General features: G+C 68.0%; 10 protein-coding genes. 4 read left to right on the forward strand and 6 right to left on the reverse strand.

What is annotated here, in order from left to right; translation table 11 throughout:
* Both sufC and sufB read right to left on the reverse strand, forming a co-directional pair.
* A complete protein-coding gene (gene sufC / locus ACWHMB_RS06020) occupies positions 1-771 on the reverse strand; it encodes a Fe-S cluster assembly ATPase SufC (RefSeq protein WP_377483829.1) in 771 nt (256 codons plus the stop codon).
* 75 nt (positions 772-846) lie between these two features.
* On the reverse strand, positions 847-2,340 hold the full coding sequence (sufB, locus tag ACWHMB_RS06025; protein ID WP_377483827.1) for a Fe-S cluster assembly protein SufB: 1,494 nt from the start codon (positions 2,338-2,340) through the stop codon (positions 847-849).
* A gap of 187 nt (positions 2,341-2,527) precedes the next feature.
* Here sufB and ACWHMB_RS06030 point away from each other — a divergent pair, with 187 nt between their 5' ends.
* The 3 genes from ACWHMB_RS06030 (at position 2,528) to ACWHMB_RS06040 (ending at position 5,170) form a co-directional block, all read left to right on the forward strand.
* Positions 2,528-2,923, forward strand: coding sequence for a hypothetical protein (locus tag ACWHMB_RS06030; protein ID WP_377483825.1), 396 nt, complete (start codon positions 2,528-2,530; stop codon positions 2,921-2,923).
* 75 nt (positions 2,924-2,998) lie between these two features.
* The gene (gene miaB, locus ACWHMB_RS06035; RefSeq protein WP_377483823.1) at positions 2,999-4,333 is read left to right on the forward strand and encodes a tRNA (N6-isopentenyl adenosine(37)-C2)-methylthiotransferase MiaB; all 1,335 of its coding nucleotides are present in this window, start codon (positions 2,999-3,001) and stop codon (positions 4,331-4,333) included.
* Positions 4,334-4,414: 81 nt separating this feature from the next.
* The gene (locus ACWHMB_RS06040) at positions 4,415-5,170 is read left to right on the forward strand and encodes a tyrosine-protein phosphatase (RefSeq protein ID WP_293222075.1); all 756 of its coding nucleotides are present in this window, start codon (positions 4,415-4,417) and stop codon (positions 5,168-5,170) included.
* A 24-nt stretch (positions 5,171-5,194) separates the two neighbouring features.
* Here ACWHMB_RS06040 and ACWHMB_RS06045 read toward each other — a convergent pair whose 3' ends face one another.
* Positions 5,195-6,901 carry a hypothetical protein gene (locus ACWHMB_RS06045; protein ID WP_293222073.1) on the reverse strand — a complete coding sequence of 569 codons (1,707 nt, stop codon included), beginning with the start codon at positions 6,899-6,901 and terminating at the stop codon, positions 5,195-5,197.
* A gap of 81 nt (positions 6,902-6,982) precedes the next feature.
* Complete coding sequence (locus ACWHMB_RS06050) at positions 6,983-7,237, reverse strand: type B 50S ribosomal protein L31 (RefSeq protein ID WP_293222071.1); 255 nt, start codon at positions 7,235-7,237, stop codon at positions 6,983-6,985.
* 263 nt (positions 7,238-7,500) lie between these two features.
* On the opposite strand from ACWHMB_RS06050, the gene ACWHMB_RS06055 reads away from it, so the two are divergent.
* On the forward strand, positions 7,501-8,814 hold the full coding sequence (locus ACWHMB_RS06055) for an MFS transporter (RefSeq protein WP_447648690.1): 1,314 nt from the start codon (positions 7,501-7,503) through the stop codon (positions 8,812-8,814).
* A gap of 31 nt (positions 8,815-8,845) precedes the next feature.
* Here the strand turns inward: ACWHMB_RS06055 and rho are convergent, their stop codons facing one another.
* Both rho and trxA read right to left on the reverse strand, forming a co-directional pair.
* Entirely contained in the window at positions 8,846-10,111 is a 1,266-nt protein-coding gene (gene rho, locus ACWHMB_RS06060; protein ID WP_377483821.1) for a transcription termination factor Rho, read from the reverse strand.
* A 251-nt stretch (positions 10,112-10,362) separates the two neighbouring features.
* A complete protein-coding gene (trxA, locus tag ACWHMB_RS06065) occupies positions 10,363-10,695 on the reverse strand; it encodes a thioredoxin TrxA (RefSeq protein WP_293220270.1) in 333 nt (110 codons plus the stop codon).
* Between the last annotated feature and the right edge of the window lie 30 nt (positions 10,696-10,725).

Raw genomic sequence — 10,725 nt, forward strand, 5'->3', positions numbered from 1 at the left:
TCAGGCCTCCGCGGTGGCGGCGGCGCGCGCGAAGCCGGTGCGGGCGATGCGGCGCGCCAGCTCGATGTCGCCGGTTTCGGCGATGCAGCCCTGGTCCAGCCGCAGCACGGTGTCGGGCTGCAGCTGCTCGATCATCTGCAGGTAGTGCGAGATGACGATGAAGGCCGTGCCCTGCGCGCGCAGGCGCTGCACGAGCTCGACCACGGCGCGCACGCCGTCCACGTCCATGCCCGAGTCGATCTCGTCGAGCAGGGCCAGGCGCGGCTGCAGCAGCGACAACTGCAGCAGTTCGTTGCGCTTGCGCTCGCCGCCCGAAAAACCCTCGTTGACCGGGCGGCCCAGCATGGCCTCGGGCAGGCCCAGCTGCTTGGCGCCCTGCTTGGCGCTGGACAGGAAGTCGAACGCGTCCTGCGGCTCCAGCCCGCGCGCCTCGCGCACGGCGTTGAGCGCGGTGCGGATGAACAGGTTGTTCTTGACGCCCGGCACGTCGGGCGGCGACTGGAAGGACAGGAACAGGCCGGCGCGGGCGCGCTCGTGCGCCGGCAGGCCCAACAGGTCGGCATCGCCCAGGCGGGCGCTGCCGGCGGTGACCTGGTAGTTGGGGTGGCCGGCCAGGGCCATGCCCAGCGTGCTCTTGCCGCTGCCGTTGGCGCCCATCAGCACCACCAGCGCGCCGGCGGGAACGTCCAGCGAGACCGAGCGCAGCACGGTGCGCTCGCCCACGTCGACCCGCAGGTCACGCACTTGCAGCAGGGGAGAGGAAGAGGTCATGAGGGAGAAGTCCTATTGTTTTGATAGCTGCCCGCGCTTGATACACGGGCGCCAGAGCCATTTTTTGCTTTCAAATCAGCCGACGGCGCCTTCCAGCGACACGGCCAGCAGGGCCTTGGCCTCGAGCGCGAATTCCATCGGCAGCTCCTCGATCACGGCCTGGCAAAAGCCGCCCACGATCAGGCCCGTGGCCTCCTGCGGGTCGATGCCGCGCTGCTGGCAATAGAACAGGCGCTCCTCGCTGATGCGAGTGGTGGTGGCCTCGTGCTCGACCACCGCGTCGCTGCGCGCCACGTCGATGTACGGGAAGGTGTGGGCGCCGCAGTCGGGGCCGATCAGCAGCGAGTCGCACTGCGTGTGGTTGCGCGCGCCCGCGGCGCCGGGGTTGATGCGCACCTGGCCGCGGTAGCTGTTTTGCGCGTTGCCGGCGCTGATGCCCTTGGAGACGATGCGGCTCGATGTGTTCTTGCCGATGTGGATCATCTTGGTGCCGGTGTCCGCCTGCTGGAAGTGGTTGGACACGGCAATCGAGTGGAACTCGCCGTTGGAGTCGTCGCCGCGCAGGATCACGCTGGGGTACTTCCAGGTGACGGCCGAGCCGGTCTCGATCTGCGTCCAGGCGATGCGCGAGCGCTTGCCCGCACACAGGCCGCGCTTGGTCACCAGGTTGTAGATGCCGCCCACGCCGTTCTCGTCGCCGGGGTACCAGTTTTGCACCGTCGAGTACTTGATGAAGGCGTCGTCGTGCGCGATCAGCTCGACCACCGCCGCGTGCAGCTGGTTCTCGTCGCGCTGCGGCGCGGTGCAGCCTTCGAGGTAGCTGACGGTGCTGCCCTCTTCGGCGATGATCAGCGTGCGCTCGAACTGGCCGGTGTTGGCGGCGTTGATGCGGAAGTACGAGGACAGCTCCATCGGGCACTTCACGCCCTTGGGGATGTAGACGAAGGAGCCGTCGGAGAACACCGCCGAGTTGAGCGCGGCGTAGTAGTTGTCGCCCTGCGGCACCACGGTGCCCATGTACTTTTCGACCAGCTCGGGGTGGTTTTGCACCGCGTGCGAGAACGAGCAGAAGATCACGCCGACGTCGGCCAGCTGCTTGCGAAAGGTGGTGCCCACCGAGACCGAGTCGAACACCGCGTCCACGGCCACGCCGGCCAGGCGCGCGCGCTCGTGCAGCGGCACGTTGAGCTTTTCGTAGGTCTCCAGCAGCTTGGGGTCGACCTCGTCCAGGCTCTTGGGCGCGTTCTGCATTGACTTGGGCGCCGAGTAGTAGGACAGCGACTGCAGGTCGATGGGCTGCATGCGCAGGTAGGCCCAGTCGGGCTCTTCCATCTTGAAGAAGCGCTCCAGCGCGGCCAGGCGCCACTTCAGCAGGAACTCGGGCTCCTTCTTGATGCGCGAGATGGCGCGGATGGTGTCCTCGTCGAGGCCCGGCGGCAGCGAATCGGACTCGACGTCGGTGACGAAGCCGTGCTGGTAGGGGCGTGCCAGCGCCTGCGTCAGCGCCGGCGCCTGGGTTTTTTCCTCGCTGGCGATGGGCAGGCCGGAGGCTTCGGGGAGTGCAGCCATGAACGTTGGGGAGCGGGGCGTTTTAAATATGCAGATTTTATGCAACTTTATCGGCTTTGCCCATCGTCGGGCGGTGCCAGCACTGGCGCTGCGGGCTTTGCGGCGCCCTCCGGGGCCGCCGGGCGGGCGAGGCAGCCCGTAAAATGCCCGGTTTGACGTTTGCTTTCACAGCCTCTGGACAGACACCATGAACCGCTGCTCGAAACCCCTCTCCCAGCCACGCCGGTTGGCCCTAGGCGCCGCGCTGGCTTTGGCCGGCATGCTGCCGCTGGCCGCCCAGGCCCAGATGCAGCGCCTGTTCCCGGCCAAGGTGCAGCGCGGCGGCATCACCTTCACGGCGCCGCCCGTGGTCGAGCTCGACGGCAAGACCGAACGCCTGGGGCCCGGCGTGCGCGTGCGCGACGCGCACAACCGCGTGGCGCTCACCGGCACGCTGCGCGGCAAGAGCTTCGTCGTCAATTACCAGCGCGATGCCGCCGGCATGGTGCGCGAGATCTGGATTCTGACGCCGGCCGAGATCGCGCGGCCCGTGCAGGGTGCGCAGGCCGGCAGCGCCCGGCCCGAGCCCGACTACATCAACTGACGGCCGGCCCACGGCCCGCGGTTCTTCCGGCCGGCGCCCCGCCGGCCGCTCGCCTTGCATTTCTTGCCACCCACCATGACGCGCAAACTCTTCATCAAGACCTTCGGCTGCCAGATGAACGACTACGACTCGGCCAAGATGGCCGACGTGTTGGCCGCCGCCGACGGCTACGAGGCCACCGACGACCCCGAGGCGGCCGACCTGATCCTGTTCAACACCTGCTCGGTGCGCGAGAAGGCACAGGAAAAGGTGTTTTCCGACCTGGGCCGCGTCAAGCACCTGAAGGACAAGGGCGTGCTGATCGGCGTGGGCGGCTGCGTGGCCAGCCAGGAGGGCGAGGAAATCATCAAGCGCGCGCCCTACGTGGACGTGGTGTTCGGCCCGCAGACCCTGCACCGCCTGCCCGAGCTGCTGGCCGAGCGCCGGCGCACCCGGGCGCCCCAGGTGGACATCAGCTTTCCCGAGATCGAGAAGTTCGACTGCCTGCCGCCGGCGCGCGTGGAGGGCGTGACGGCCTTCGTCTCGATCATGGAGGGCTGCTCCAAATACTGTAGCTACTGCGTGGTGCCCTACACGCGCGGCGAGGAGTTCAGCCGTCCCTTCGACGACGTGCTGACCGAGGTCGCCGGCCTGGCCGACCAGGGCGTGCGCGAGGTCACCTTGCTGGGGCAGAACGTCAACGCCTATCGCGGCAGGATGGGTGACACGGCTGAGATCGCGGACTTCGCCACCCTGATCGAATACGTGGCCGAAATCCCCGGCATCGAACGCATCCGCTACACCACCAGCCACCCCAACGAGTTCACGCCGGCGCTGATCGACGTCTACGGCAAAGTCGACAAACTCGTCAGTCATTTGCACCTGCCGGTGCAGCATGGCTCCGACCGCATCCTGTCGCTGATGAAGCGCGGTTACACGGCGCTCGAATACAAGAGCATCATCCGCCGCCTGCGCGCGGTGCGGCCGGGCATCAGCCTGTCCAGCGACTTCATCGTCGGCTTTCCCAGCGAGACCGAGGACGACTTTGCCCAGCTCATGAAGCTGATCGAGGACGTGGGCTACGACGCCAGCTTTTCCTTCATCTACAGCCCGCGCCCCGGCACGCCCGCCGCCAACCTGCCCGACCGCACGCCGCACGAGGTGAAGCTGGCGCGCCTGCAGCACCTGCAGGCGGTGGTGGAGCGCAACGTGCGCGCGATCAGCGCCAGCCGCGTCGGCACCGTGCAGCGCCTGCTGGTCGAGGGGCCCTCGCGCAAGAACCCGAGCGAGCTGATGGGCCGCACCGAGTGCAACCGCATCGTCAACTTCGACGGCGGCCCCCAGGGCGCGCGCCTGGTCGGGCAGATGCTGGACGTGACCATCACCGAGGCCCTGCCGCATTCGCTGCGTGGCAAAGTGCTCGTTGACTGAGGTTTCAGCCCCGTGGGCGACACGGGGTCACGGCGGCCTGTCCGACAATACTTGGTTGACCTGCTTGCCACTGCCCTGCCCATGACCCCGTCTCCCGACCGCTCCCTGCACCTGTCCGGCGCCAGCAATTTCCGCGACTTGGGCGGCTACCGCACGGACGACGGGCGCGTGGTGCGCTGGCGCCGCCTGTTCCGTTCGGACCACCTGGCGGCGCTCACGGTCGACGACGCGCAGGTGCTGGCCTCGCTGGGTGTCTCGCGCGCGCTGGACTTTCGCGGAGGCAGCGAGCGTGCCGCCGCCGCCTACCAGTTGCCCGGCGTGGTGCAGCACCCGCTGCCCATCGAGCCCACGGTGGTGCAGGGCATGCAGAGCATCCTGGCGGCCGGCGAGGCGCTCACGGCCCAGCGCACGGTCGAGCTGATGTGCCTGACCTACCGCAATTTCGTGCGCCACAACGCGCCGCGCTTTGCCGAGCTGTTCGCGCAGCTGCTGCGCAGCGACGAGCCGCTGGTGTTCCACTGCACCGCTGGCAAGGACCGCACGGGCTACGCCGCCGCGCTGATCCTGCTGGCGCTGGGTGTGCCGCGCGGCGAAGTGATGCACGACTACCTGCTCACCAACGAGCACTACCGCATGCCCGCCGCCCGCGACCCGCGCGTCGCGCAGGAGGTGCGCGAGGTGCTGTGGCGCGTGCAGGGCCCGTTCCTGGACGCCGCGCTGCAGACGGTGGACGAGGAGTTTGGCGGCCTGGACGCCTACTTGGCCCGGCAACTGGGGGTGGGCAGCGCCGCGCGCGAGCAGTTGCGGCGCGCGTACCTGCAGGCGCCCGCGGCCTGAACGGCGCGCCCGGCGCCGCGCCCGTCAGGGCGCGCCGACGCGCCGGTACACCAGCAGGTCTTCGTCCTTGGTGGTCGGGCGGCGCACCTCGCCCACCAGGCGCCAGTGCGACATCGACACGATGGCCGGCAGGCTGGCGGTGGCGTCCACGTCCACCAGCAGCCAAGGGCAGCTGGCCAGGCTGCGCGCCGGCAGCGTGTCCCAGCCGCCATGAAAGCGCACGGCGGCCACCTGCGCCACCGACAGGCCATGCACTTGCACGCAGGGCGCCTCGCCCACCAGCTGGCGCACCTGCCGCATCTGCGGCGCGTAGCTGCGCGCGTAGTTCAGGGCCGGCAGCCACAGCGTCATCAGGAGCAGCCAGCACAGCGTGGCGCCGGCCGCGGGCAGCACCAGGCTTTTCCACAGTGCGGTGCGATGGCGCCCGGTGCGCCAGCGCGCCAACGCGATCCAGGCCATGGTGGCCGCCAGCGCGGCGATGAACGCCAACCACTGAAAGCTCGGCTGAAAGCCCGGTGCCAGCCGCGCCACGTTGGCGGCCGGCTGCGCGGGCACCCCGGTCTGCATCGAGATCCACACCACCCAGATGACCAGGGTCCAGGCGCTGAAGAACAGCACCGTGAACCAGTCGATCAGCGCCGCCGCGCTGCGCTTGAAGGTGGGCAGCGCCAGCGCGGCCAGGCAGGCCATGCCGGGCAGGGCCAGCAGCAGGGCGCGGTCGCCCGCGGGCGTGGCGACGGTGCAGGCCACCGGCACGCCGGCGATCAGCAGCGGCAGGCCCAGATGGCGCTGGCGCCCCAGCTGGCCCAGTTGTCCGCGCCAGCGCCACAGCGCCCACAGCACCAGCGGCCAGGCCGGCCAGGTAAACCACAGCAGCAGCTGGCTCAGGGCGCGCGGGTTGCCCCAGCCCGAGCCCGGCACGGCCAGCTGCCAGCTGAGCAGCCCGCTGAACCACGCCAGCACGGCGCTGGCCAGTGTGGCCACGCCCAGCACCAAGCCGGCGCGCCGACGCAGCGCGGGCGGCAGGTGATCGGCCGAGGGGCGCAGCAGGCCCAGCGTGGCCACGACACCAAAGATCAGCGCGATCGACGGCGCGCCACTGAGCACCAGGCCGGGCAGGCCGATCAGCAGCGCCACCGGGGCGGCACGCGGGCGAAACGGCAGGCCGGCCAGGCCGCCGAACACCAGGGTCGAGAAGAACAGCTGCCCCAGCGCCGGCGTGGTCTCGTGCGAGAACTGCGCCAGCCCCAGCGTGGCGATCAGCGCCAGCAGGCCGCCATCGGCCAGCGCGCGGGCGTAGTCGGTGGCGCGTGCCTCGCCGCCGAAGGCAAAGGCCACGGGCTGCGCACCGGCATGGCGCGCCAGGTCGTACACCGCGTACCAGGTCACGGCCAAGGTGCCGGCCAGCATCGCCATGAAGGGCAGGCGCACCGCGAAGTCCGGCGCCACCCAGGCCGGCGCCCATTGCAATGCCCAGGCGCCCAGCCAGTAGGGCAGCAGGGCGGGGGTGTCGGGCGCCAGGCCCATCAGGCTGGGTTGCCACCAGGCGGACCACGCGCTTTCGCCCGCCAGCTCGCGCATGATGCCGAAGGCCGCCAGGTCGGCGCTCTTCCAGGGGTCGCGCCCGACATAGCCCGGCACGACGTAGGCCAGGCACAGCAGCAGCAGCGCCCAGCGCGGCAGGCGGCGCACGGCGTCCTGGGCGACGATGGCGGGGCTGGGTTCGTTCAAGGCAGGCGGATCAAGGAAAGAAAAAGGGCAGCGCGGTTGCCCGTGCTGCCCTTCGAGAGCCGGAAAAGGCGCCGCGCGATTTTAGCGGGCCACCTTGCCGTAGCGGTTGCGGAACTTCTCGACGCGCCCGCCCAGGTTGTCCACCGATTTCTGCGTGCCGGTGTAGAAGGGGTGCGACTCGCTGGAGGTGTCCAGCTTGAACAGGGGCAGCTCGCGGCCGTCGTCCATCTTCACCGTTTCCTTGGTGTTGACGCACGAGCGGGTGACGAACTTGAAGCCGTTGGACAGGTCCACGAAGCACACTTCGCGGTACGCGGGGTGAATGCCTTCACGCATGATGAAATCCTTGGGGGTTCGCTGCGGTAGCCGCGCCGGCCCATCCGACGTACTTGCCGAAAAAACCGCCCATTATATCGGTACCGGGTATGGACGCCAAGGGCGGTGTTGCCCGTGCGGCGAATGGGTCTTGGCGCGCGCAACCGGGCTGACGCGCGGGCCGGCGGCGGAGTAGTATTTGCCGGCATCAAGGCAAGGAAAGAGGTCTCGTCATGGCGAATGCCGCAGCGGCGCCGGCACCCACCGGGGCGCCGGCCCCGATCATGGGCCAGCTCTCCACCCGAGAGACCGTCTGGGCCATCGTCAAGGCCTCCAGTGGCAATCTGGTCGAGTGGTTCGACTTCTACATCTACGCCTTCTTCAGCGTCTACTTTGCCGAGCAGTTTTTCACCGGCACCGGCCAGACCGGCGCCTTCATGCAGGCGGCCGGGGTGTTTTTCATCGGCTTTCTGATGCGCCCGGTGGGCGGCTACATTTTCGGGCGCATATCGGACCGCTTCGGGCGCAAGGACGCCATGGTGGTGTCGATCCTGATGATGGGCTTCGGCTCGCTGTGCCTGGCGGCGCTGCCGACCGCCGCCACCGTGGGCGCTTGGGCGCCCGTGTTGCTGCTGCTGGTGCGCTGCATCCAGGGCATCGCCGTCGGCGGCGAATACGGCTCGACCGCGACCTACATGTCCGAGATCGCGCAACCCGGCCGACGCGGCTTTTTCTCGTCGTTCCAGTACGTGACGCTGATCGGCGGCCAGCTGCTGGCCAGCCTGCTGGCCGTGATCATGACCCACACCCTGGGCGGCGACCAGATCACCGCCGGCTGGTGGCGCCTGCCCTTCGTCATCGGCGCGGTGGCGGCGCTGGTGTCGCTGTGGCTGCGTTCGGGCCTGACCGAGACCACTTCGAAATCGGACCGCCATCACGAGGGCGCCGGTACCTTCAGGGAGGTCTGGCACCACCAGCGCTCGTTCTGGGTGGTGTTCGGCATCACCTGCATCGGCTCGCTGACCTTCTACACCTTCAGCACCTACATGCAAAAGTATCTGATCAACACCGGCGGCTTTTCCAAGGGCGACGTGGCTGACACGATGACCGTGTGCCTGTTCGTCTTCATGCTGATGCAACCGGTGATCGGCGCCATTTCGGACAAGATCGGGCGCAAGAACAGCATGCTGATCTTCGCCGTCGCCATGATCGTGCTGCCGGTGCCGGTGCTGAACGCCATCGGCAGGCAGACCTCGCTGTTCGACGCGGGCCTCCTGATCATCCTGGCGATGTTCTTCCTGAGCTTCTACACCTCGATCTCGGGCATCGTGAAGGCGGAGATGTTCCCGGCCTACATCCGCGGGCTGGGCGTGGGCTTCACCTACGCGATCGGCAATTCGCTGTTCGGCGGCTCGGCCGAATACGTCGCGCTGTTCATGAAGCAGCACGGCTTTGGCGAGGTGTTCCCGTGGTACGTGACGGTCGTCGCGGTGTTCGGGCTGATCGCCGTGCTGTTCATGCACGACAACCGCGAGCACTCGACCATCGACAACCCCGGCGGCAGCGCCTACGGCAAGAGGCCGGCGACGGCCTCGTAAGCCCGCGGCGCCCCAGTCGTGCTGCCGCGGCTTACCCGCCGCGGCGCATCATGTCGAAGAACTCGACGTTGGTCTTGGTCGCCTTCATGCTCTTGATGACCATCTCCATCGCCTCGATCTCGTCCATGTTGTACATGAACTGGCGCAGGATGCGGGTCTTTTGCAGCACCTCGGGCGCCAGCAGCAGTTCCTCGCGGCGGGTGCCCGAGCGGTTGAGCTGAATCGAGGGGAACACGCGCTTCTCGTACAGGCGGCGGTCCAGGTGGATCTCGCTGTTGCCCGTGCCCTTGAACTCTTCGAAGATCACCTCGTCCATGCGGCTGCCGGTGTCGATCAGCGCGGTGGCGATGATGGTCAGGCTGCCGCCTTCTTCGACGTTGCGCGCCGCGCCCAGAAAGCGCTTGGGCCGCTGCAGGGCGTTGCTGTCGACGCCACCGGTCAGCACCTTGCCGCTGGAGGGCACGACGTTGTTGTAGGCGCGCGCCAGGCGGGTGATCGAGTCCAGCAGGATCACCACGTCCTTCTTCAGCTCGACCAGGCGCTTGGCGCGCTCGATCACCATCTCGGCCACGTGCACATGGCGCGCCGCCGGCTCGTCGAAGGTCGAGGCGATCACCTCGGCCTTGACCGAGCGCTGCATGTCGGTCACCTCTTCGGGCCGCTCATCGATCAGCAGCACCATCATGTGGATGTCGGGGTGGTTGGCGGCGATGGCGTGGGCGATGGTCTGCATCATCACCGTCTTGCCGCTCTTGGGCGGCGCCACGATCAGCGCGCGCTGGCCCTTGCCGATGGGGGCGATGACGTCGATGATGCGGCCGGTGATGTTCTCCTCGCCCTTGAAGGCGTCGCGCTCCAGGCGCATCTGCTCGCGCGGAAACAGCGGCGTCAGGTTCTCGAACATCACCTTGTGCTTGTTCTTCTCGGGCGCGTCGCCGTTGACCATGTCCAGCTTGGTCAGCGCAAAGTAGCGCTCGCCGTCCTTGGGGATGCGCACCTCGCCCTCGATCATGTCGCCGGTGTGCAGGTTGAAGCGGCGCACCTGGCTGGGGCTGATGTAGATGTCGTCGGTGCTGGCGGTGTAGCTGGTGTCGGGGTTGCGCAGAAAGCCGAAGCCGTCGGGCAGGATCTCCAGCACGCCGTCGGCAAACACCTGCTCGCCGGCCTTGGCGCGCTTCTTGATCAGGGCGAACATCAGCTCCTGCTTGCGCATGCGGCTGGCGTTGTCGATTTCCAGCGCCTCGGCCTGCTTGAGCAGTTCGGAGACGTGCAGCACTTTGAGTTCGTTCAGATGCATGGGAAATGTGGTCGGTGCGTGTGGGCGCGCGGGTGGGCCGAGCCAGACCGTGCGATGACGGGAAAGAAAGCGGATGGATTTGGGGAGGCGGGCAAGGCCCGCATGGGGCATTGCTGCAGGTGCACCTGGGTTGCAGGACACCGGCCGGCGCTTACCTGAACGCCGGTCTCAGGGGCAGATTATGGCAGGAAAACAAAACGCCGCGCGAGCGGCGCGGCGTGGGCTGTTGCGCAGTCGAGACTGCGCCAAATTCAGGCCAGTTGCTGGTCGATGAACTGCGCCAGCTGCGCCTTGGACAGCGCGCCCACCTTGGTGGCGGCCAACTGGCCGTTCTTGAACACCATCAGCGTCGGGATGCCGCGAATGCCGTACTTGGCCGGGATGTTCTGGTTGTCGTCGACGTTGACCTTGGCCACCGTCAGCTTGCCGTCGTAGGTGCCGGCCAGCTCGTCCAGCGAAGGCGCGATGGCCTTGCAGGGGCCGCACCATTCGGCCCAGAAGTCCACCAGGACGGGTTTGTCCGACTTCAGCACGTCGGCTTCGAAAGAGGTATCACTCACGTGTTTGATCAGGTCGCTGGCCATGAGGCAATCCTTGAGAAAAGTGGGCGCCGA

Source organism: Ottowia pentelensis (assembly GCF_964341695.1).

What these genes read in the sequence shown, in the direction of transcription:
- ACWHMB_RS06055 (WP_447648690.1), top strand. Translation starts at nt 7,501, where the DNA reads ATGGGCCAGCTCTCCACCCGAGAGACCGTCTGGGCCATCGTCAAGGCC.
- sufB (WP_377483827.1), bottom strand. Translation starts at nt 2,340, where the DNA reads ATGGCTGCACTCCCCGAAGCCTCCGGCCTGCCCATCGCCAGCGAGGAA.
- ACWHMB_RS06030 (WP_377483825.1), top strand. Translation starts at nt 2,528, where the DNA reads ATGAACCGCTGCTCGAAACCCCTCTCCCAGCCACGCCGGTTGGCCCTA.
- ACWHMB_RS06050 (WP_293222071.1), bottom strand. Translation starts at nt 7,237, where the DNA reads ATGCGTGAAGGCATTCACCCCGCGTACCGCGAAGTGTGCTTCGTGGAC.
- sufC (WP_377483829.1), bottom strand. Translation starts at nt 771, where the DNA reads ATGACCTCTTCCTCTCCCCTGCTGCAAGTGCGTGACCTGCGGGTCGAC.
- trxA (WP_293220270.1), bottom strand. Translation starts at nt 10,695, where the DNA reads ATGGCCAGCGACCTGATCAAACACGTGAGTGATACCTCTTTCGAAGCC.
- miaB (WP_377483823.1), top strand. Translation starts at nt 2,999, where the DNA reads ATGACGCGCAAACTCTTCATCAAGACCTTCGGCTGCCAGATGAACGAC.
- ACWHMB_RS06040 (WP_293222075.1), top strand. Translation starts at nt 4,415, where the DNA reads ATGACCCCGTCTCCCGACCGCTCCCTGCACCTGTCCGGCGCCAGCAAT.
- rho (WP_377483821.1), bottom strand. Translation starts at nt 10,111, where the DNA reads ATGCATCTGAACGAACTCAAAGTGCTGCACGTCTCCGAACTGCTCAAG.